Origin of the sequence: Erwinia sp. S38, assembly GCF_016624545.1 — a bacterium.
Taxonomy (GTDB): domain Bacteria; phylum Pseudomonadota; class Gammaproteobacteria; order Enterobacterales; family Enterobacteriaceae; genus Erwinia; species Erwinia coffeiphila.
Map to the genome: position 1 here is coordinate 212,678 of NZ_JACVTS010000005.1, position 22,097 is coordinate 234,774.

The window sequence follows — 22,097 nt, forward strand, 5'->3', positions numbered from 1 at the left end:
CAGGAGAACGAGGGTCACTGGCACAGCTGAATCCAGGTGGTTTTTAACTGGGTAAATTTGTCGAACGCGTGCAGCGAGAGGTCGCGGCCAAAGCCCGACTGCTTGCCGCCGCCGAAGGGGACGCTGACGTCGATAGCATCAATAGTATTCACGGATACCGTGCCGGCATTCAGCCGCTGGGCAACCCGGTGCGCACGGCTTAAATCGCCGCTCCACAGCGATGCCGCCAGTCCGTAGATGCTGTCATTGGCGAGGGCGATCGCCTGCTCTTCACCATCGAAGGGCATCACCGCCAGCACCGGGCCAAAAATCTCTTCCTTTACCAGCTGCATATCGGAGCGGACGCCGGTAAATATGGTCGGCTGGATAAAATTGTTTGAGCCGTTAATCGTCAACCGCTCGCCGCCGCAGCGCAGTTCTGCTCCCTGTTCGCGGGCAACCTGGATGTAGCTCATGACTCTGTCGCTATGTCGGCTGCTGACCATGGCACCGGCGCGGCTGGCAGGATCGAGCGGATCGCCCGGCTGCCATTTCTGGGCCTGAGCCAGCAGGCGTTCAACGAATTCATGGTGAATGCTGTGCTCAACCAGCAGGCGGGAGTTGGCGGAGCAGACTTCGCCCTGGTTGAAGAAGATAGCCGCTGCGGCCTTTTCCGCAGCCAGTTCAAGGTTGTGGCAGTCGGCGAAGATCAGGTTCGGGCTCTTTCCGCCGCACTCCAGCCAGACCTGTTTGAGGTTGGACTGCGCGGCATAATGCATAAAGTACTTTCCGACCTGGGTGGAACCGGTAAACACCACGGCATCAATATCCTCATGCAGACCGAGCGCTTTACCGGTGATTTCGCCATTGCCGGGAAGTACATTGAGCACGCCCGGCGGCAGGCCCGCTTCCAGTGCCAGTTCTGCAAGGCGCAGCGCGGAGAAGGGCGACTGTTCTGCCGGTTTGAGTATGACGCTGTTGCCTGCGGCCAGCGCCGGGGCCAGTTTCCAGGCGGCCATATCCAGCGGGAAATTCCACGGTACCACGGCCGCGATAACGCCGATCGGTGCGCGGGTAATCATGGCGACGGCGTTCTGCGCGGTGGGGGCTATCTGGCCGTAAAGTTTGTCCAGGCTTTCGGCATACCATCTGAACACGCCTGCCGCGCCGGGTACGTCCAGCTCCCTGGCATCGGTCACCGTTTTGCCCATGCTCAGCGAATCCAGCAGCGCCAGCTCATCGGCATGCTGCATGATCAGGTCCGCCAGGCGCAGCAGAACCTGTTTACGGGAAGCGGGTGACTGCTGCGACCAGTCGCCGCGTTCGAAGCAGCGGCGTGCCACGCTAACGGCCCGATTGACCGTGATCTGCTCGCTGATATCCACTTCGGCCAGCAGCCGCTGGGTTGCCGGGTTGATAACGGCGAAGGTTTTTTCACTGGCCGAGGTCAGTTTCTGGCCATCAATAATTGCCCGTTGGATAAAGTGCTGCTGTTCCGCGCGCTGCTGCCACTTCTGTTGTGTCCACATCGGTTTACCCCCGCTGGTGCATGTTGAGATGACAGGATGTTTAAAAATTGTTAAATCCTGCGTCATCCTAACGCCGGGGGGAGTGGGCGAAAATTAGTAAAAATGTATAGGGTGAGCATGAAAATCCGTGGCAGGAGGGCTGGTGGAGAATATTGTCTGGCTGAGTTGGCGATGGCTATAGCTATGGGGATCGGGGTTCAGCCTCTGCGGCGGCCGGGCGGTCCTCGCGCCGCTTCGCGGTCCCCTCGGTTTCGGCTGCGGGTCTTACGGATCGGCGCGGAGCGGGCGTCCTGCCCGCGCCACGCCTGAGCCCAGCATCCCTGCTGGTCTCTCCGGCCCCGCCGCCTGCACCTCGGCGCTGCGGATTGCCCGGCTGCCGCAGAGGCTGCCCCCCCTTTATGCAATGTGCTGGCTGCCTGAAACTCCACGGAAATTGTGATATTTAACAGGTCACTACGGTGAAATAGAAGAATGTCCTCGGGTTATACCGTAATGGAGAACGGGTCGGTAATGGTCCTTTCTGGTCTCTCCGGCTAGGCTGCCTGCACCCCGGCTCTGCGGATTGCCCGGCCGTCGCAGAGGCTGCCCTCCCTTTATGCATGTGCTGGCTGCCTGAAACTTCATGGAAATCATGGTGTTTCGCGGGCCATGCCTGAAGCAGTATGAGAATTGTGACGATTAACAGCCCGTACCTGAGCTGTATAAGAACGGTACTTTCGAACAGGCAACATTGTTATTAAAAGCGGGCTGACTGTGGCCCCTGAAGGGTAATCCGCAGCGCTGAACGTAGCGAGGAAGCCAGGATTCGCCCACAGGGAAGTGGGCGAAAGACGCAGCCGCGCAGGACGCGCGTCGGCGTCGGTCCGACAGGCTGACGAACGAAGTGAAGGCACCGCAAAGCGGCGCGAGGACCGCCCGGCAGGGGCTACAGCCAGCCAGCGTGAGCACCATTCCGCCAGTCATCGCAGTGCCGATCCGACAGGCTGACGAACGAAGTGAGGGCACCGCGAAGCGGCGCGAGGACCGCCCGGCAGGGGCCACAGCCAGCCAGCGCGAGCACACAACTCCCAGCCTCCACCAGCTAGCGCGAGCACATAACTACCAGCCATCACCAGCCCCTAACCCGAATCTCAGGTTATCAACTCATGCGAAAAGTTGACGATTTTTAGCACAAAATTAAAAGCGACAAAGATTAATTACTGGATTAAATGCCGCTATATCACCCAACCAACAGAATAAATACTAAACATTAACCATCTGACTAGTGTGGAATGCTGTAAAAAAGGAACTAACCGGAGTTGACGCACCTCGCAAATAATGTTGCTTATTTGTAAACAGATTAACATGCGAGCGAAATCCTGCTATGCTGCCCCACGCGGAACCGGGCGCCTTACCCTACACATGGATGGTTATCACTAATAGCGGTGACTTGGGTGACCCGGGATGCCATATACAATGAGAGCGAGGAGAACGTCGTGCTAGAAGAATACCGTAAGCACGTTGCCGAGCGTGCTGCCCAGGGGATCGTTCCTAAACCGTTAGATGCTTCCCAAATGGCCGCGCTGGTTGAACTGCTAAAAGCCCCTCCAGCGGGTGAAGAAGAATTCCTGTCAGACCTGTTGATCAATCGAGTCCCGCCGGGTGTAGATGAAGCGGCCTATGTTAAAGCCGGTTTCCTGGCCGCTGTCGCGAAAGGCGAAGCTACCTCCCCTCTGGTTACTCCTGAAAAAGCAGTTGAACTGCTCGGCACCATGCAGGGCGGCTATAACATCCATGCGCTGATCGAAGCCCTGGATGATGAAAAGCTGGCACCGATTGCCGCTGAAGCCCTGTCCCATACGCTGCTGATGTTCGACAACTTCTACGATGTTGAAGAAAAAGCCAAAGCGGGCAACCCACACGCGAAAAAAATTATTCAGTCGTGGGCTGACGCAGAATGGTTCCTGAAGCGTCCTAAACTGGCAGACAAAATCACCGTAACCGTGTTTAAAGTGACCGGCGAAACCAATACCGATGACCTCTCTCCGGCACCGGATGCATGGTCTCGCCCGGATATTCCACTGCACGCGCTGGCGATGTTGAAAATCGAACGTGATGGCATTGTACCCGACGATGCCGGTAACGTTGGACCGATCAAACAGATCGAAGAATTACAGAAAAAAGGCTTCCCGCTGACCTACGTTGGTGACGTAGTCGGTACCGGTTCATCACGTAAATCCGCCACCAACTCGGTGCTGTGGTTTATGGGTGACGACATTCCTTACGTGCCTAACAAGAAGGGCGGCGGCGTGTGCCTCGGCGGCAAAATCGCACCAATCTTCTTTAACACGATGGAAGATGCCGGTGCGCTGCCGATCGAAGTGGAAGTCGACAAGCTGAACATGGGCGACGTGATCGATATCTTCCCGTACAAAGGCGAAGTGCGTAATCACGAAACCGACGAACTGCTGGCGAACTTCGAGCTGAAAACCGACGTGCTGCTGGATGAAGTGCGCGCCGGTGGCCGTATCCCGCTGATTATCGGCCGCGGCCTGACCACCAAAGCCCGCGAATCCCTTGGCCTGCCGCACAGCGATGTGTTTGTTCAGGCGAAAGATGTGGCGAGCAGCAGCCGTGGCTTCTCACTGGCGCAGAAAATGGTTGGTCGCGCCTGTGGCGTAGAAGGCATCCGTCCTGGCGCTTACTGCGAACCGAAAATGACCTCAGTAGGTTCTCAGGACACCACCGGCCCGATGACCCGTGACGAGCTGAAAGACCTGGCCTGTCTGGGCTTCTCAGCCGACCTGGTGATGCAGTCGTTCTGTCATACCGCTGCGTATCCTAAGCCGGTTGACGTGACCACACACCATACCCTGCCTGACTTCATCATGAACCGTGGCGGCGTGTCGCTGCGCCCGGGCGATGGTGTTATCCACAGCTGGCTGAACCGTATGCTGCTGCCGGATACCGTCGGTACAGGCGGTGACTCCCACACCCGTTTCCCAATCGGTATCTCCTTCCCGGCGGGTTCTGGTCTGGTAGCGTTTGCCGCTGCGACCGGCGTGATGCCGCTGGACATGCCTGAATCGGTGCTGGTGCGCTTCAAAGGCGAAATGCAGCCGGGTATTACCCTGCGCGATCTGGTTCACGCCATTCCGCTGTATGCGATCAAAGCGGGCCTGCTGACCGTTGAGAAGAAAGGTAAGAAAAACATCTTCTCCGGCCGCGTACTGGAAATCGAAGGTCTGCCGAAGCTGAAAGTTGAGCAGGCATTTGAGCTGACCGATGCTTCCGCAGAGCGTTCTGCCGCCGGTTGTACCATTAAGCTGGATAAAGAGCCGATCATCGAGTATCTGCAGTCCAACATCGTGCTGCTGAAGTGGATGATCTCTGAAGGCTACGGCGATCGTCGTACGCTGGAGCGCCGCGTGGAAGGCATGGAAAAATGGCTGGCCGATCCGCAGCTGCTGGAAGCCGATGCTGACGCAGAATATGCGGCGGTGATCGACATCGATCTGGCGGATATCAAAGAGCCAATCCTGTGTGCGCCAAACGATCCGGACGACGCCCGTCTGCTGTCTGACGTGCAGGGCGAGAAGATCGATGAGGTCTTTATCGGTTCGTGCATGACCAACATCGGTCACTTCCGTGCTGCCGGTAAACTGCTGGATGCCCATAAAGGGCAGCTGCCAACCCGTCTGTGGGTGGCTCCGCCAACCAAGATGGATGCCGCGCAGCTGACCGAGGAAGGCTACTACAGCGTATTCGGTAAGAGCGGTGCGCGCATCGAGATCCCGGGCTGTTCACTGTGCATGGGTAACCAGGCGCGTGTGAAAGATGGCGCAACGGTGGTATCGACCTCAACGCGTAACTTCCCGAACCGCCTCGGTAACGGTGCTAACGTGTTCCTGGCCTCCGCCGAGCTGGCTGCGGTTGCTTCTCTGCTGGGCAAACTGCCTACGCCGGAAGAGTATCTGCAGTTTATGGATCAGGTGGATAAAACCGCCGTGGATACCTATCGTTATCTGAACTTCGACCAGCTGAGCCAGTACACTGATAAAGCTGACGGCGTGATTTTCCAGACTGCGGTCTGATAACGCCGAGAGTAATGATTTTTCCGATGTCAGTCGGTAAAAATCACTCAGACCGGGCAATGCTTCAGGCAGAAATGACTGAACATTGCCCCGTTAAAAAGAGCCGCCGGTCGGCTCTTTTTTATTGTCTGCTTAAACTTCCACCTTAGAAAGCGGCTGCTATTCCCCTCAGTCTTATCTTTCCCTGAGCTCAGGCGATTGTCATTCCCGTCCCCCTCAGCTTGCCCGACTGTCTTTGCTGCGTTGATTTTCCTCTTCTTTATGCCTGCAATCTTAACCATGCCAGCAGATCCGCCTCTGGGCTGCCCGGTGCGAGGGGTTTGGGTGACAGCAGGCAGTAGTGGGAACCATCCTCGACAAACCCCAGGGGGGCGTTCAGCACGCCGCTCTCCACATCGTCACGCACCAGGTGCCACGGGCCGATGGCTACGCCGAGCCCTGCCACGGCGGCCTGCAGGCTGAAATAAAAGTGATCGAACGTTTGCCCGCTGGTATCAAAAGGCGAATGCCTCGCAGCGGCCGCCCATTCCTGCCATGCGCCGGGCCGGGTACGCGTATGCAGACGCGGTGCATCGCGCCTGAGTGTCGCAGCGTGATGTTCTTCGTTAAACCAGCCTGCGGCCTTATCGGTACGGCAAACCGGGCCGACTTTTTCAGCAAACAACCGTTCGGCGTGATAGCTCCCCGGTAACGGAAAATCGCTGCGGCGAATCGCCAGATCGATGCCGTTAGCAAAAGAGAATGGGCCACCGCCGGCAACAAGATGAACGTCTGTGCCCGGATGGCGAGCCTGAAAATCTGACCAGCGGGGGATCAGCCAGCGCATCAGCAGCGTTGGCTCGCAGGAAAGCACCCACTGCCGCTTCTGGCGGGCGCGCAGCTCGCTGACCGCCTGGCGCATCAAATCCATTCCCTCGCCGACTGCCCTCGCCAGCGTGCGGCCCGCATCGGTCAGAAATACCCGTCGGCTGCGGCGCTCGAACAGCGCCACGCCCAGTTCGTCCTCCAGCAGGCGCACCGCACGGCTGACCGCGCCGTGCGTAAGGTGCAGCTCCGCGGCGGCTCGGCTGAAGTTCTCCTGCCGGGCGGCAGCCTCGAAGCAACGAAGCGCCAGCAGCGAAGGCAGTCGCTCATCGTTTAATGGTGATTCAGACTCACCTTTGATGTCAGAAATCATCGTTATTCATCCTGATAACCTGCCGCTATTATCGCGGCAATTAACTCATTTCTGACAGGATAACTCATGACCGAACTGATAGCTGTAATCACCATTACCCTGCTGGCCGTGATCAGCCCGGGGCCGGACTTTGCCATGGTTACGCGCAACAGCCTGATGCTGTCGCGCCGGGCGGGCGTGCTGACCGCGCTGGGGATTGGCCTTGGCGTGCTGGTTCACGTGACCTATACGCTGGTTGGCGTCGGGCTGCTTATCCAGCAGTCGCTGTGGCTGTTTAACACCATCAGGCTGCTGGGTGCCGTCTGGCTGGTGTATCTCGGCTTTAAAATGCTGCGCTCCCGCGCGGGCGGCACCCCGGTTGACCGCCGGGTGATACCGCTGTCGGACGCGGCGGCGCTGCGCACCGGCTTTCTGACCAACGTCCTCAATCCGAAGACGACGATCTTTATCGTCAGCCTGTTTATGCAGGTGGTGGGCCCTGAAACGCCGCTGGCGGTGCAGATCGGCTATGGGGTGTTTATCTCGGTGGTGCATATGGCGTGGTTCAGCCTGGTGGCGCTGGGCTTCTCGGCGGGGGCCGTGAGGGAGCGCCTGCTGGCCGTGCGCCACTGGATTGATCGTGCGTTTGGCGGCCTGCTGGTTGTTTTTGGCCTGCTGCTGGCCGTCACGGGAGGAAATCGTTAAGTGTGGCAGTGCCAATGCGCTCATGCTGCCGTGTGATACCCGCCGCTGACAAGCCGTTGTGAACCTGACCGTCGTCGATATTGCTGTTTTTCCCCCGTCGGGCTGCGATAATGCGCGCTGATGCTCAGTATTATCCGGGCAGAGGCGCAAAATAGCCTTGAGCATGCGCGGTCAGTCTGCCGGGAGGGGAACACGATGGAATATGAATTTTTACGCGATATCACCGGGGTGGTGAAGGTTCGCATGTCGATGGGCCACGAGGCCGTTGGCCACTGGTTCAACGACGAGGTGGACGAAAAGAATCTGGCGCTGCTGGATGAAGTCGAAGCCGCCGTTGCCAGCGTTAAGGGCAGCGAGCGCCAGTGGCAGCGCGTGGGGCGGGAATACACCCTGTGGCTGGATGAGGAAGAAGTGATCGTTCGTTCTAACCAGCTCGGCTTTGAAGGCGATGAAATGGAAGAGGGCATGAACTACTACGACGAAGAGAGCCTGTCGTTTTGCGGCGTAGAGGATTTTCTGGCGGTGATTGCCGCCTACCGGGCGTTTCTACAGGGGCGTTAAGCGCAGGCTGTTGAGGTGAGGATCGCTTTAGCCCTTGTGGCTGGCATGGCGCACGGAGGCGCAAGCAAGGTGAAATCCCTCGTTGATACCGCCCGCGCTAAAAACCAGCCAACGCGACCGGTTTGAATCGGTCACAACACGCTGGCTGGTTCGTTTTTATTCCTGAGTCGTTACTGCGTTTTTAATCCCACCGACGGAATATTGCGTCCGTAATAAATCTCCCGCATCTCTTTCCACAGCAGATCGGTGATCCGCTTGTGCTCCTGCGGGCTGAGATCGTCAGGTTTAGTGTTAAACAGATAGTGGCGAAGATCGAAATCCTTCAGCAGCATCTTGGTGTGGAACATATTTTCCTGATAGACGTTCACGTCCATCATGTCATACATCCCTTTCATATCGTCGGACATGAAGTTCTGGATTGAGTTGATCTCATGGTCGATAAAGTGTTTCACCCCGTTCACGTCGCGGGTGAAACCGCGCACGCGATAGTCGATGGTGACAATATCGGATTCCAGCTGGTGAATCAGGTAGTTCAGCGCTTTCAGCGGCGAAATCACCCCGCAGGTCGACACTTCAATATCGGCGCGGAAGGTACACAGACCGCCTTCCGGATGGCTTTCCGGGTAGGTGTGAACGCAGATATGGCTTTTATCCAGATGGGCAACTACCGAGTTCGGCAGCGGGCCGGGATGTTCAGAGGTATCAATATCGCGCGGATCGATCGGCTCTTCGCTGACCAGAATCGTCACGCTGGCGCCCTGCGGCTCGTAGTCCTGGCGGGCAATATTCAGCACGTTAGCGCCGATAATCGAGCAGGTTTCGCTAAGAATTTCCGTCAGACGGTTGGCGTTGTACTGCTCATCAATGTACGCAATATATCCGTCGCGTTCCGCTTCTGTGTTCGCGTAACAGATATCGTAGATACAAAAACTCAGGCTTTTCGTCAGGTTGTTGAAGCCATGTAGTTTAAGCTTTTGCAATTTCGTTCACCCCCTTAAAATGCCCGGTCATTTGGCCAGCGCATTTAACAGATACTGTGGCAGGGCAAAGCTGCCCGCGTGGATTGCCGGATTGTAGTAGCGGCAGGTCAGCCCGGAGGCGGCAAAGCGCGCGGCAATCGTTGGTGCATCCAGCTGGCGCAGCGCCGGATTATCGCTGGCCCAGGCAAAGGTCATGATGCCGCCGTAGTAGGTCGGTACCGCCGCCTGATAGAAGCTGACGTCTGTGAAATAGTGGCCGAGCTTGCGGTGGCTGTTGACCGCCTCGTCCTGCTGCAGGAAGCAGACGCCATTCTGCGCCACGAAGATGCCATTTTCATTAAGGATGCGGTGGCAGCCTTCGTAGAAGTCTGAGGTGAACAGGCTCTCTCCCGGACCGATCGGATCGGTGCAGTCAGAGATAATCACATCAAACTTTTCCTCGGTCTGCTTCACGAAGTTCACGCCGTCATCAATCACCAGCGTAAAGCGCGGGTCGTCATAGGCACCCTGGCTGTGGTTCGGCAGATACTGTTTGCAGAAGGTCACCACCCCGGCATCGATCTCAACCATGGTGATTTTTTTGATGCTCCGATGGCGGCTCACTTCGCGCAGCATGGCACCGTCGCCGCCGCCGATAATCAGCACGCTCTCCGCCGCACCGTGGGCCAGCAGGGGAATATGGGTCATCATCTCATGATAAATGAACTCATCGCGCTCGGTGGTTTGTACCACGCCGTCCAGCGCCATCACGCGGCCCAAAGCGGCATTTTCAAAGATGATCAGATCCTGGTGCCCGGTCTGCTCGCGATACAGTACGTTATCGACAGAAAAATACTGTCCGAATCCGGCATGAAGGGTTTCATACCACATTTCTTTATCGGCCATGGTGGGGTTTTCTCCTCATAACAGCCACGAAAAATGGGGGAAACAGGATAGCGATTTCTGACCGTGGTTGCACGGTCAATTCGGACGCGGGGAGGGGAACGGCGGGTGATTATCGGACGTAGGCAAGCAGGCTCAGAGAGTCGCGGGCCAGGGATTTGCACTTTGTGTCGTTCGGAATGGCAATACCGCTCAGATCGCGATAGCTGTCCTCACCGAGTGCTTTCATATTGAAGCTGTTGTAATTGCTCAAATCCCAACGATTCTGCTGCGCATAAAACATCAACGCACGACGAACCTGCCCGTCCGGAAGATCCTGGTAGCCACAATCATTTTTCAGATAAACAAATACAGCGGTTAAATCGGCCAAATCTTCTGCTTCCGTTTCACTCAGGGCGAAACTGGTGGAGGAGAAGCCAAAAAGCCCTAGCAGCAACAGAGCCTTGATGCTTTTCTTCATAGTTATTCTCATTCGTGTGCAATGAGCAGACGTTAGCACAGTTCAGGCCGGGTGCCAGCCCCTTTTCCCTTAGAAATCCTGCGATATGCCGTTTTCGCATTTTTTATCGCGGCTTGACCTTCCCGCTGGGTAAGGGTTTATGCTGCTTGTATTTTCGACATCTGACAAAAGGAATGGATGATGCAACGTCGTGACTTTCTAAAATTAAGCGCCGCGCTTGGCGCAGCCAGCGCCCTGCCGCTGTGGAGCCGCTCGCTGATGGCGGCTGAACAGCGTCCTTTATTACCCGTTCCCTCGCTGCTGCTGCCCGATGCGCGCGGTGAAATCAAACTCGTGGCCCAGCAGGGCACCAGCCACTGGCGGGGCAAAGATGTTCCTACCTGGGGTTACAACGGCGGCCTGCTTGGCCCGGCGATCCAACTGGAGCGTGGCAAAGAAGTCCGTGTCAATATCTTCAACCGCCTGCCCGACGCCACCACCGTACACTGGCACGGTCTGGAAATTCCCGGCGAAGTGGACGGCGGGCCGCAGGCGAGAATTGAACCGGGGCAGCAGCGCAGCGTCAGCTTTACCCCGGACCAGCCCGCCGCCACCTGCTGGTTCCACCCTCATCAGCACGGCCGTACGGGTTATCAGGTTGCGCAGGGACTGGCGGGCCTGGTGCTGATCAACGATCCCGAGAGCGGCAAACTCCTGCTGCCAAAACAGTGGGGCGTGGATGATATTCCGGTGATTCTGCAGGACAAACGCCTGACCGAAGACGGCAGCAAAATCGATTATCAGCTCGATGTGATGGACGCGGCAGTCGGCTGGTTTGGCGATATGCTGTTGACCAACGGCGCGATTTATCCGCAGCACGGCGTGCCTCGCGGGTGGCTGCGCCTGCGCCTGTTGAACGGCTGCAACGCCCGCTCGCTGAAGCTGACTACCAGCGACGGCCGCCCGATGTACGTGATTGGCAGCGACGGCGGACTGCTGGCGGAGCCGGTCAAACTGAGTGAGCTGCCGATGATACCGGGTGAGCGCTTCGAAGTGCTGGTGGATACCTCCGACGGCAAACCGTTTGAACTACAAACGCTGCCGGTGCGGCAGATGGGCATGACGCTGACGCCGTTTGACCAGCCGCTGCCGGTGCTGTCGATAACCCCGCTGCGGGTGATGGCCAGCGGCACGCTGCCGGACAAACTGGTGGAGATACCTGCCGTTGCGGTGCCGCAGGCTTCCGACACTCGTTGGCTACAGCTGATGATGGACCCTGAGCTGGACCGCCGGGGCATGCAGGCGCTGATGGATAAATACGGCCATGCGGCGATGGCGGGGATGGACATGTCCGCGCACGGGATGAGCGGCATGATGGACGATAAATCCGCCGCAGCGCCGAAAGGAAAAATGCAGGGAATGGAACACTGCAAGGATCGGATGGCGCACTGCGGTATGGCCGGGATGGATCACGGCAAGATGGGCGGGATAGATCACAGCAAGATGGCAGGAATGGACCACGGCGATATCAAGGATAAACAGGCGAAACCCGCCACGCCGTTCGACTTCCATCAGGGAAATAAGATTAACGGTTTCGCATTTAACATGGAGAAACCCGCGTTTGAGGCGAAGCAGGGCGTGTGGGAGAAGTGGACCATCTCCGGCGAGGGCGACATGATGATGCATCCTTTCCACGTGCACGGTGCCCAGTTCCGCATCCTGTCTGAAAACGGCAAACCACCGGCAGCGCACCGCAGCGGCTGGAAGGACATGGTGCTTGTGGAGGGCTGGCGCAGCGAAATCCTGGTGCGCTTTAACCACAAGGCGGACAAACCCAACGCCTATATGGCGCACTGCCATCTGCTGGAGCATGAAGATACCGGGATGATGCTGGGCTTTACTGTGGCGTGATGATGGCCGTTGCCGGAGTGGAGATGATTTCCCCCGGCAACGGCCATCAATCAAACCGTTACCCCAGCAGCGCCAGCCGCAGATCCTCAATCAAATCGTCTTTATTCTCGATACCGATCGACAGGCGAATGGTGGTGGATTTAATGCCGATGCGGTCGCGGACCTCCAGCGGAACGCCGGAGTGGGTGGTGCTGGCCGGGTGGCTGGCGAGGGATTCTGTGCCACCCAGGCTGACCGCCAGCTTGAACAGCTGTAGCGCATTGAGGAATTTAAACGCTGCCGCTTCACCGCCGTGAATATCAAAGGAGAAGGTGGAACCGGCACCGCTGCACTGGGCGCGATACGTTTTGCCCTGCGGTGAGTCGGCGTCGAGGAACGGCAGGTAGTGGATATGTTCCACCTGCGGATGGTCGCGCAGAAACTCCGCCACCGCGGCGGCGTTGTCGTTAGCGCGCTCCATACGCAACGCCAGCGTCTCCAGCGATCGGCCAATCATCCAGCTGGAATGTGGATCGAGCTGGGTGCCGATGGCGCTGCGCAGCGCTTTTACCTGGCGGATCAGCGCCTTGCTGCCCATTGCTGCCCCGGCAATAAGATCCGAATGGCCACCAACGTATTTAGTCAGCGAATAGAGCGAGATATCCGCGCCGTGTTCGGTGGGGCGTGAGAATACCGGCCCCAGCAGCGTGTTGTCGCAGGCAATGACCGGGCGGTAATTCTGCTGCTGCTCAATCCTGTCCGCAACGCGTTTAATCAGCGCAATATCCACCAGGCTGTTGGTCGGGTTGGCCGGGGACTCAATCAGGATCACCGAAACGCGGCCCTGCGCCAGCGCCTTATCGGCAGCGGCCTGAACCGAGGCTTCATCCACGCCGTCGGCGAATCCCACGCTGGAAATATTCAGATTGCCGAAGGTTTTACTCAGCAGGGTTTCAGTACCGCCATACAGCGGCTGCGAGTGCAGAATGGTGTCGCCAGGACGGGTAAAGGCCAGCAGCGTGGTAGAAATCGCCGACATGCCGGAGGAGAACAGCGCTGCGCTGTCGGTGCGTTCATATACTGCCAGCCGATCTTCAACAATTTCGCTGTTCGGATGGTTAAAGCGCGAATAGACCAGGCCGTTTCCCTCGCCCGATGGCGGTTCGCGGCGGCCGGAAACGTAGTCAAAGAAATCGCGGCCCTCTTCGGCACTGTTAAAAACAAAAGTGGACGTCAGAAACACCGGCGGTTTGACTGCGCCTTCCGACAGCGCCGGGTCGTAACCGTAATTGAGCATCTGGGTTTCCGGCTGCAGTTCGCGGTTGCCGATATGCGTTTTTTTAGAATGTGAGGAAGCCATACAATCTCCTGCCTTTTGGCACGGTGCTTTTATTATTCGCGCTAAACTATCATGCGCGGTATGGGCAGGATAAATGAATTAACGTTCTATGGATAAAACATGTAGCGATATAAAATATGGATATCTTTACGTTTAGCAGTCCGTGTGTCTATTGCGTAATTTAACGCGGCGCGTTGCGCAACGGTGGGCGTCAGGAGGGAGAAATGTGCTAGACTGTGCCGCTTTCCCTGAACAATCGACGATTAACTATGAAACATACCGTTGAAGTAATGATCTCCGAAGCCGAGATCAAATCCCGTATCGCTGAGCTTGGCCAGCAAATCAATGAGCATTACCGCAACAGCGGCAGCGACATGGTGCTGGTTGGCCTGCTGCGCGGCTCCTTTATGTTTATGGCCGACCTGTGTCGCGCCATTGATGTTCCTCACGAAGTCGATTTTATGACCGCTTCCAGCTACGGTAACGGCACCTCCAGCACCCGCGATGTAAAAATCCTCAAGGATCTGGATGAAGATATTCGCGGCAAGGACGTGCTGATTGTCGAAGATATTATCGATTCAGGTAATACGCTGAGCAAAGTGCGGGAAATCTTCAGCCTGCGCGGGCCTAAGTCACTGGCGATTTGTACCCTGCTGGATAAGCCCGAGCGCCGGGAAGTGCAGGTGCCGGTTGAATACGTCGGCTTCTCTATTCCTGATGAGTTCGTGGTGGGCTACGGAATTGACTACGCCCAGCGCTATCGCCACCTGCCGTATATCGGCAAAGTGGTGATGCTGGACGAGTAAATCGGGCTAAATGACCGCGAGTGCACACCGCACAATCGACCAAGGCCGGAAATTTCGGCCTGTTATATGATATGCGGCAAAGTGCAGTCGGGCAGGGGGTGCCGCCCGTGGCTTACGGATTGAGGTCCGGGTCGTTCAGCAGGTTAGCGATGCCGTGACGGTAGCGCTGTTCCAGAATCTCGCGGCTGGTGGCCGTTACGCCCAGGTCGCGCAGATAGCCGTCCAGGATGCCGTATACCCAGCCGTGAATTGTTACCTTCTGTCCGCGTTTCCACGCTGACTGCATCACGGTTGAGTGACCAAGGTTGTAAACCTGCTCAATCACGTTGATTTCACAAAGTTTATCGAAGCGTTTTTCTGGTGCCAGCTCACCCAGCAGCGAACTGTGTTTGTACCAGAGATCGCGAATGTGCAGCAGCCAGTTGTTAATCAGGCCGAGTTCCGGGTTCTCCACCGCCGCCTGAACGCCGCCGCAGCCGTAGTGGCCGCAGATAATAATATGTTCTACTTCCAGCACCTCCACCGCGTACTGCACCACGGAAAGGCAGTTGAGGTCGGTGTGAATCACCAGGTTGGCCACGTTACGGTGAACAAAAAGTTCGCCAGGCTCCAGCCCGGTCAGGCGCTCGGCGGGTACGCGGCTGTCAGAGCAGCCGATCCACAGGAAACGGGGTTTTTGTGCCAGGGACAAACGTTCAAAAAAACCGGGATCTTCCTCCTTCAGCAATCTGGACCATTCGCGGTTATTGCTGATAAGGGTTTCAATATCTTTCATAATGGTGTCGACCAGTCACACAAAAACGTTGCGGTAATATAGGGCAATGCTCAGCGATTGAAAACGGCAAACAAGAAACTAAACGCGATACGATAAATACAAAGGGCTATTTCTTACCTATGACTTATGCACTGGAACTTGAAAAACTGACCAAAACCTACGCGGGCGGAGTTCAGGCGCTCAAGGGAATTGACCTCCGGGTTGAAGCAGGTGACTTCTATGCGCTGCTCGGTCCCAACGGGGCAGGTAAATCCACCACTATTGGCATCATCAGTTCGCTGGTGAATAAATCCAGCGGCCGGGTGCGGGTGTTTGGTTACGATCTGCAAAACGATGTGGTCAATGCCAAGCGTCAGCTGGGGCTGGTGCCGCAGGAATTTAACTTTAACCAGTTTGAAACCGTGCAGCAGATCGTCGTCGATCAGGCTGGTTATTACGGCGTGGAGAAGCGCGAAGCGGTGAAGCGGGCGGAAAAATATCTGACCCAGCTCGACCTCTGGCAGAAGCGTAACGAGCGTGCGCGTATGCTGTCAGGCGGCATGAAGCGCCGCCTGATGATTGCCCGCGCGCTGATGCATGAGCCGAAGCTGCTGATCCTGGATGAGCCAACCGCCGGGGTGGATATTGAGCTGCGTCGTTCGATGTGGACCTTCCTGAAAGATCTGAATGCCCGTGGCACCACCATTATTCTGACCACTCACTATCTGGAAGAGGCAGAAATGCTGTGTCGCAATATCGGCATTATCCAGAGCGGTGAACTGGTGGAGAACACCTCAATGAAGGGACTGCTGGCGAAGCTGAAATCTGAAACCTTCATTCTCGATCTGGCCGCAAAAAGCCCGCTGCCGCAGCTGGAAGGCTTCAAGTATCGGCTGGTGGATACCTCAACGCTGGAAGTGGAAGTCCTGCGCGAGCAGGGGCTTAACAGCGTGTTTAGCCAACTGAGCGCCCAGGGCGTGCAGGTGCTGAGTATGCGCAACAAGGCTAACCGTCTTGAGGAGCTGTTTGTTGACCTGGTCAATGGTCACACGGGAGAGAAAGCATGACACATTTGTACTGGGTAGCCCTGAAGAGCATCTGGAGTAAAGAGGTTAACCGCTTCGCCCGTATCTGGATTCAGACGCTGGTCCCGCCGGTGATTACCATGACGCTGTACTTTATTATCTTCGGTAATCTGATCGGCTCACGCATTGGTGAAATGCACGGCTTCACCTATATGCAGTTTATCGTGCCCGGCCTGATCATGATGGCGGTGATCACCAACGCCTATGCCAACGTCGCCTCGTCGTTTTTCAGCTCCAAGTTCCAGCGTAATATTGAAGAGCTGCTGGTGGCACCGGTGCCAACGCATGTGATTATCGCCGGTTACGTTGGCGGCGGCGTGGCGCGCGGAGTCTGCGTGGGCGTGCTGGTGACGGCAATTTCGCTGTTCTTCGTGCCTTTCCAGGTGCATTCGTGGCTGATGGTGGCGGTGACGCTGCTGCTGACGGCGATTCTGTTCTCGCTGGCCGGGCTGCTTAACGCGGTATTTGCCCGCACCTTTGACGACATCAGCCTGATCCCGACCTTTGTGCTGACGCCGCTAACCTATCTTGGCGGGGTGTTTTACTCGCTGACGCTGCTGCCGCCGGTCTGGCAGATGATCTCCAAGCTGAACCCTATCGTCTATATGATTAGTGGATTCCGTTACGGTTTCCTGGGCATCAATGACGTGCCGCTGGGCTTTACCATGGCGGTGCTGGTGGCGTTTATCGTGGTGTTTTATGCGCTGGCGTGGTCGCTTATCCAGCGCGGCCGCGGGCTGCGGACCTGATGTGATTGACTGAACTGAACGGGGCGACCAGCAATGGCCGCCCCGTTTTTTTACGCCACCTGAACCGGTACGGCTTTTGCCACGCGCTTCATCTGGTTGTCGCCTTCAAAGTAGGCCACTTTCGGCTGCCATTCGCGGGCTTCCGCATCCGACATCTGCACATACGAGCAGATAATCAGCAGGTCGCCTTCGCAGGCGCAGCGCGCGGCCGCGCCGTTCACCGAAATGATTTTCGAGCCGCGCTCTGCGGCAATGGCGTAGGTGGAAAAACGCTGGCCGTTGTTGACGTTGTAAATATCGATCGCTTCATACTGCAGGATGCCGGAAGCATCGAGGAAATCCTGATCGATGGCGCAGGAGCCTTCGTAATTCAGGTCGGCCTGGGTGACTTTCACCCGGTGGAGTTTACCCTGCAACATAGTACGGTTCATAAGCTGTAACTCTGCAATCAGTCGAAAAACGAACGACAGTATTGCCCCTGCGGGCAACGCTGTCTACTGGGTGAGATCAACCTGCTGGTTATCAATCAGGCGGGCTTTACCCAGCCACGCGGCCATCAGGATCACCGCCCGGCGGCTGTCCGTGGTTAACGGCAGCAGGGTATCGGCATCCACAATCGCCAGGCCATCGGCGCGTAGCCCTTTTTCCGCAAGCGCGATCTCCGCGTCGGCAATCAGCTCTTCAATATGGCGTTCGCCGTTGTTGAGTTTGGTGGCGATATCGTTCATCACCTGGCTCAGCCCCGGCGCGATTTTACGCTCATCGGCGGTCAGATAGCCGTTGCGAGAGCTGAGCGCCAGGCCGTCTTTCGCGCGCACCGTTGGTACGCCGACGATCTCTATGTCGTAGCCCAAATCCGCCACCATTTTGCGGATCAGCGCCAGCTGCTGGAAGTCCTTCTCGCCGAAGCAGGCGATATCCGGCTGGACCAGGTTAAACAGCTTGCTGACGATGGTGGACACGCCGCGAAAATGGCCGGGACGGCTCGCGCCTTCCAGCAGGGTGGAGAGGCCGGGAACGTCGACAAACGTCTGCTCGTGCAGCCCCTTGGGATAGATATCTGCCGGAGCCGGAGAAAACACCAGATCGACGCCGCGACGGTTCAGGTTTTCACAGTCGGCCTGCAGGGTGCGCGGGTAGTTCGCCAGATCGTCGGCGCGTTCAAACTGCATCGGGTTAACGAATATCGACACCACCACGATGTCCGCGCGTGCGCGAGCCTCATCAACCAGCGTCATATGCCCATCGTGCAGGTTGCCCATGGTGGGAACCAGCGCGATACGTTTACCATCCTGATGCCAGCGGCGGATTTCACGGCGGAGCAGCGGCAGGGTTTCAATAATCAGCACGGTGTTTCTCCTCGGTTACTGGAAGCTGTGTTGTTCGGCGGGATAGCTGCCATTTTCCACTTCCGCGACGTACTGCCGCACGGCGGCGCGAATGTCGCCGGTTTCTGCCAGGAAGTTTTTGGCGAATTTCGGGATATGGCCGCCGGTAATGCCGAACGCATCGTGCATCACCAGGATCTGTCCGTCGGTGACGTTACCGGCACCAATGCCGATAACCGGAATGGTCAGCGCGTCGGTGACGCGTTTTGCCAGCGCCACCGGCACGCACTCCAGCACCAGCAGCTGCATACCGGCGGCTTCCAGCGCCAGCGCATCCTCCAGCAGGCGATCGGCGTCGGCCTCGGCGCGGCCCTGAATTTTATAACCGCCGAAGATATTTACCGACTGCGGTGTCAGGCCGAGGTGGCCACACACCGGCACCGCGCGTTCGGTTAGCTGTTTAACCGTATCGGCCAGCCATTTACCGCCTTCCAGCTTCACCATATTGGCCCCGGCGCGCATCAGCTGCGCCGCGCTGTCGAAGGTTTGCTGTGGCGTGCTGTAGCTCATAAACGGCAGGTCGGCGAGCAGCAGGGCGGCGGGCGCACCGCGGCGGACCGTTTCGGTGTGGTAGGCGATATCAGACACGGTGACCGGCAGCGTGGAGTCGTGTCCCTGAACCACCATACCCAGCGAATCGCCCACCAGCAGAACCTGAATGCCTTCATCGGCAAACAGACGGGCGAAGCTGAACTCATAGGCGGTGATAGAGGCAAATTTACGCCCCTGCTGTTTCCATTGACGCAAGGTCGAGACGGTAGTCGGTTTCATCGTATCCTCAGTAAGAGTCTTCCTGGTTGGCGTATCTTAAAGGATGGGGAGGAGAGTGCAAAGGAGATATCCGGCGCAGCACGGGCTGCACCGGAAAGGCATTACCAGGGGTGGATCGCGCTGCTGTCGAGAGGAGCCAGCAGATCGGCAATACGCGTACCGTCCGGCAGACAGAGGTCGGGAGCGATCTCTCGCAGCGGCAGCAGCATAAAGGCGCGGTTGTGCATATCGTAGTGCGGCACCGTCAGGCGAGTCGTTGCCAGCGTCAGGTCGCCAAACAGCATGATGTCGAGATCCAGCGTGCGCGGGCCCCAGCGATGATCCTTGCGCACGCGTCCCTGTTCCAGCTCAATACGCTGGGTGTGATCCAGCAGCGCTTCGGGGCTGAGTTCGGTATCCAGCGCCACGGCGGCGTTCAGATAGTCAGGCTGATCGGGTGGCCCGTACGGCGGCGTGCGATAAAGCGAAGAGCAGGCAATCAGCCTGCTCTGTGGGATCGTCGCCAGCGCATCCAGGGCTGATTGCACCTGATGCAGCGGATCGGCCAGGTTACTGCCCAGCGCCAGATAGACCCGCGTCATGCGTTGTTATTATGGCTGTCACGGCGGCTGTTTCCCGGAACGCGCTTACGCGGACGGCGGGTGCGGCGGCGCGGTGCCGGATCGTCACCGAGGGTGTTCAGCATGGTTTTCTGCTGCGGCGGTGCGGAGACCTGGAACTCGCCCCACCAGGTGGTCAGGCGCTGCAGTTCGTGATTGTTTTCCACTTCGGCACGCAGGGCCAGCAGATCGTAGGCGGCGCGGAACTTCGGATGTTCCATCAGCTTCCACGCGCGTTTGCCGTGGCGACGCGACAGGCGCAGCTGTAAGGTCCAGATATCGCGCACCAGCGAGGTGATGCGTTTCGGAATCGCCAGTGAGCGGCAGGCTTCATCCAGCACGTCGTTCATCGCCAGAGCGAAGGCATCGTAATAGGCAAGGCCACTTTCCTGGGCAATTTTCTGCGCTGCTTCCAGCTGCGGATACCAGAACATCGCCGCAAACAGGAACGCCGGGTTCACGCGCATCTGGCTGTGGATACGGGTATCCGTATTCTTCAGTACCAGCTGGATCATCCGCTCCATGTTGCTGTCACCCTGCTCAGTGAAGTAGCGGGTGATGATCGGGAACAGTGGCTGGAACAGCTGATATTCGCACAGCTTGCGGTAGGTGGCTTCACCGTAACCCGCCTGCAGCAGCTTGAGGGATTCTTCAAACAGACGTGCCGGTGGGATATCGCGCAGCAGTGTAGCAAGACGCGGGATCGGTTCACCGGTTTCCGGCGCGATGCTCATATCCAGCTTGGCGGCGAAGCGCACCACGCGCAGCATGCGCACCGGATCTTCGCGATAGCGGGTTTCCGGATCGCCGATCATGCGGATAATGCCCTGCTGCAAATCGTTCAGGCCGCCGACATAATCGCGGACGGTAAAATCGGCCACGCTGTAGTAGAGGCTGTTAATGGTCAGATCGCGGCGCTGGGCGTCATCTTCGATAGAACCAAAAATGTTATCGCGCAGCAGCATGCCGTTCTGGCCGCGCTGCGAGTTGTTACGATCGTCAACGGACGGCTGCTCAGCTTCGTGGTGACCGCGGAAGGTGGCCACTTCGATGATCTCCGGGCCAAACATCACGTGTGCCAGGCGGAAACGGCGGCCCACCAAGCGACAGTTGCGGAACAGTTTACGCATCTGCTCTGGCGTCGCATTGGTCGTGACATCGAAATCTTTTGGCTTTTTACCCAGCAACAGATCGCGTACGCCACCGCCCACCAGGTAGGCTTCAAAGCCCGCTTTATTCAGGCGATAGAGCACCTTGAGGGCATTTTCGCTGATGTCCTTACGTGAGATATTATGACGATCGCGAGGAATAACGGTCATCTGACGCTCTTCCTCGATCCCGGCTGGTACTACCTCATCGCGACTGAGAACTTTTCGGCAAAAATTAGCAACTCGGGTAAAAATGGGACACCTCGATAGTGACAATGAATTCTGTGCGGTAAAAACAGCGGCTAATCATAGCTCAGAGTGAACCGTTTGAGAATGCCGATGTCGCCGTATCCTGCTGCTGCGCGTCGGTAATCGGGATTAAACTCAAATCCCAGCGACTGACAGCCTGCTGTAAAAGTGCTTCCTGTGTCGTATCACGCCAGTTCTCTGTTACTGGCTGGCCAAGGAAGCGCAGCGCCTGTACCAGTGCGGGGCGCGGATCGCCCTCTGGCAGCGGCGTGGCGTGATTCTGTTTCGACAGCTTGTTGCCATCATGATTAAGCACCAGCGGCAAATGCAGATGGTCGGGAACCGTCCAGCCAAACTGCTGATAAAGGGTTATCTGCCTGACCGTCGGTTCGATTAGATCCGCACCGCGCACCACTTCAGTGATCCCCTGAAAGTGATCGTCAACCACCACGGCCAGATTATAGGCAAACAGCCCGTCGCGGCGGTGAATAATAAAGTCCTCTGCGGCCAGGCGCGTATCGGCCTGCACTACACCGCGCAGGCGATCGCTGAAGGAGCTCACCGGTGCATCTACCTTCAGACGCAGCGCAGCCTGCTGCGGGCCGTGATGCAGGGTGCGGCAGTGGCCATCGTACAGGCCGCCGATCTGCTGAATGCGGCTACGTGTGCAGGTACAGTAATAGCTCATTCCCTGCTGTTTTAGCCAGTCAAGTGCGGCGCGGTAGGCGTCATGGCGCTGCGACTGCCAGAGCACGTCACCGTCCCAATGCAGACCGTAGTGCTCAAGCTGCCTGAGGATGCGGGTGGCGGCACCGGGAATTTCACGGGGAGGATCGATATCTTCAATGCGCACCCGCCAGATCCCGTGCTGCGCACGAGCCTGCAGGTAGCTGCCAACGGCGGCAATCAGAGAGCCGAAATGCAAATCACCGGATGGAGAGGGGGCAAAGCGCCCGATATAGGATGCTGACATCATGAATGGGGAAGGGCAGTGAAACGGGAACGAGAGCCGCTC

The 22,097-nt window shown here is 57.5% G+C and carries 20 protein-coding genes; 7 read left to right on the forward strand and 13 right to left on the reverse strand.

Annotated features, from left to right (window positions below; all coding sequences use genetic code 11):
- Window positions 1–14: 14 nt before the first annotated feature.
- A complete protein-coding gene (locus tag IBT46_RS08140) occupies window positions 15–1,508 on the reverse strand; it encodes an aldehyde dehydrogenase (RefSeq protein WP_200545253.1) in 1,494 nt (497 codons plus the stop codon).
- Window positions 1,509–2,983: 1,475 nt separating this feature from the next.
- On the opposite strand from IBT46_RS08140, the gene acnB reads away from it, so the two are divergent.
- Window positions 2,984–5,581: a bifunctional aconitate hydratase 2/2-methylisocitrate dehydratase gene (gene acnB / locus IBT46_RS08145; protein ID WP_200545255.1), complete on the forward strand. Its 2,598-nt coding sequence runs from the start codon at window positions 2,984–2,986 to the stop codon at window positions 5,579–5,581.
- A 259-nt stretch (window positions 5,582–5,840) separates the two neighbouring features.
- Here acnB and IBT46_RS08150 read toward each other — a convergent pair whose 3' ends face one another.
- The gene (locus IBT46_RS08150) at window positions 5,841–6,758 is read right to left on the reverse strand and encodes a LysR family transcriptional regulator (RefSeq protein WP_200545257.1); all 918 of its coding nucleotides are present in this window, start codon (window positions 6,756–6,758) and stop codon (window positions 5,841–5,843) included.
- A gap of 66 nt (window positions 6,759–6,824) precedes the next feature.
- Between IBT46_RS08150 and IBT46_RS08155 the strand changes: the two genes are divergently transcribed.
- Complete coding sequence (locus IBT46_RS08155; RefSeq protein WP_200545259.1) at window positions 6,825–7,442, forward strand: LysE family translocator; 618 nt, start codon at window positions 6,825–6,827, stop codon at window positions 7,440–7,442.
- Between the two features lie 195 nt (window positions 7,443–7,637).
- Window positions 7,638–8,003 (forward strand): protein YacL, encoded by a 366-nt coding sequence (gene yacL / locus IBT46_RS08160; RefSeq protein ID WP_105595406.1) that lies wholly within the window; start codon window positions 7,638–7,640, stop codon window positions 8,001–8,003.
- Window positions 8,004–8,173: 170 nt separating this feature from the next.
- Here the strand turns inward: yacL and speD are convergent, their stop codons facing one another.
- The 3 genes from speD to IBT46_RS08175 all read right to left on the reverse strand — a co-directional run bounded on the left by speD (window position 8,174) and on the right by IBT46_RS08175 (window position 10,325).
- Window positions 8,174–8,983, reverse strand: coding sequence for an adenosylmethionine decarboxylase (gene speD / locus IBT46_RS08165; RefSeq protein WP_105595407.1), 810 nt, complete (start codon window positions 8,981–8,983; stop codon window positions 8,174–8,176).
- Window positions 8,984–9,010: 27 nt separating this feature from the next.
- On the reverse strand, window positions 9,011–9,868 hold the full coding sequence (gene speE / locus IBT46_RS08170; RefSeq protein WP_200545261.1) for a polyamine aminopropyltransferase: 858 nt from the start codon (window positions 9,866–9,868) through the stop codon (window positions 9,011–9,013).
- Between the two features lie 109 nt (window positions 9,869–9,977).
- Window positions 9,978–10,325 carry a YacC family pilotin-like protein gene (locus IBT46_RS08175; protein ID WP_105595409.1) on the reverse strand — a complete coding sequence of 116 codons (348 nt, stop codon included), beginning with the start codon at window positions 10,323–10,325 and terminating at the stop codon, window positions 9,978–9,980.
- A 180-nt stretch (window positions 10,326–10,505) separates the two neighbouring features.
- Between IBT46_RS08175 and cueO the strand changes: the two genes are divergently transcribed.
- The gene (gene cueO / locus IBT46_RS08180; protein WP_200545325.1) at window positions 10,506–12,215 is read left to right on the forward strand and encodes a multicopper oxidase CueO; all 1,710 of its coding nucleotides are present in this window, start codon (window positions 10,506–10,508) and stop codon (window positions 12,213–12,215) included.
- A gap of 58 nt (window positions 12,216–12,273) precedes the next feature.
- Here cueO and IBT46_RS08185 read toward each other — a convergent pair whose 3' ends face one another.
- Window positions 12,274–13,554 carry a cystathionine gamma-synthase family protein gene (locus IBT46_RS08185; protein ID WP_200545263.1) on the reverse strand — a complete coding sequence of 427 codons (1,281 nt, stop codon included), beginning with the start codon at window positions 13,552–13,554 and terminating at the stop codon, window positions 12,274–12,276.
- A 248-nt stretch (window positions 13,555–13,802) separates the two neighbouring features.
- Between IBT46_RS08185 and hpt the strand changes: the two genes are divergently transcribed.
- On the forward strand, window positions 13,803–14,339 hold the full coding sequence (hpt, locus tag IBT46_RS08190; protein ID WP_105595412.1) for a hypoxanthine phosphoribosyltransferase: 537 nt from the start codon (window positions 13,803–13,805) through the stop codon (window positions 14,337–14,339).
- 112 nt (window positions 14,340–14,451) lie between these two features.
- On the opposite strand, the gene can is transcribed toward hpt, so the two are convergent.
- Entirely contained in the window at window positions 14,452–15,114 is a 663-nt protein-coding gene (gene can / locus IBT46_RS08195) for a carbonate dehydratase (protein ID WP_105595413.1), read from the reverse strand.
- 119 nt (window positions 15,115–15,233) lie between these two features.
- Here can and IBT46_RS08200 point away from each other — a divergent pair, with 119 nt between their 5' ends.
- Window positions 15,234–16,160: an ABC transporter ATP-binding protein gene (locus tag IBT46_RS08200; protein ID WP_200545265.1), complete on the forward strand. Its 927-nt coding sequence runs from the start codon at window positions 15,234–15,236 to the stop codon at window positions 16,158–16,160.
- Window positions 16,157–16,927: an ABC transporter permease gene (locus IBT46_RS08205; RefSeq protein ID WP_200545267.1), complete on the forward strand. Its 771-nt coding sequence runs from the start codon at window positions 16,157–16,159 to the stop codon at window positions 16,925–16,927. Before IBT46_RS08200 ends, IBT46_RS08205 begins: the two co-directional genes overlap by 4 nt.
- Window positions 16,928–16,977: 50 nt before the next feature.
- Here the strand turns inward: IBT46_RS08205 and panD are convergent, their stop codons facing one another.
- The 6 genes from panD to gluQRS all read right to left on the reverse strand — a co-directional run bounded on the left by panD (window position 16,978) and on the right by gluQRS (window position 22,055).
- On the reverse strand, window positions 16,978–17,358 hold the full coding sequence (gene panD / locus IBT46_RS08210; RefSeq protein ID WP_062747172.1) for an aspartate 1-decarboxylase: 381 nt from the start codon (window positions 17,356–17,358) through the stop codon (window positions 16,978–16,980).
- Between the two features lie 63 nt (window positions 17,359–17,421).
- Window positions 17,422–18,276 (reverse strand): pantoate--beta-alanine ligase, encoded by an 855-nt coding sequence (gene panC, locus IBT46_RS08215; RefSeq protein WP_200545269.1) that lies wholly within the window; start codon window positions 18,274–18,276, stop codon window positions 17,422–17,424.
- A gap of 15 nt (window positions 18,277–18,291) precedes the next feature.
- A complete protein-coding gene (gene panB / locus IBT46_RS08220) occupies window positions 18,292–19,086 on the reverse strand; it encodes a 3-methyl-2-oxobutanoate hydroxymethyltransferase (RefSeq protein WP_200545271.1) in 795 nt (264 codons plus the stop codon).
- A 101-nt stretch (window positions 19,087–19,187) separates the two neighbouring features.
- Window positions 19,188–19,667, reverse strand: coding sequence for a 2-amino-4-hydroxy-6-hydroxymethyldihydropteridine diphosphokinase (folK, locus tag IBT46_RS08225; protein ID WP_200545273.1), 480 nt, complete (start codon window positions 19,665–19,667; stop codon window positions 19,188–19,190).
- Complete coding sequence (gene pcnB, locus IBT46_RS08230) at window positions 19,664–21,088, reverse strand: polynucleotide adenylyltransferase PcnB (RefSeq protein WP_370569422.1); 1,425 nt, start codon at window positions 21,086–21,088, stop codon at window positions 19,664–19,666. The genes folK and pcnB overlap by 4 nt, the downstream gene beginning before the upstream one ends.
- Window positions 21,089–21,146: 58 nt before the next feature.
- Window positions 21,147–22,055: a tRNA glutamyl-Q(34) synthetase GluQRS gene (gene gluQRS, locus IBT46_RS08235; RefSeq protein WP_200545326.1), complete on the reverse strand. Its 909-nt coding sequence runs from the start codon at window positions 22,053–22,055 to the stop codon at window positions 21,147–21,149.
- Window positions 22,056–22,097: the final 42 nt, after the last annotated feature.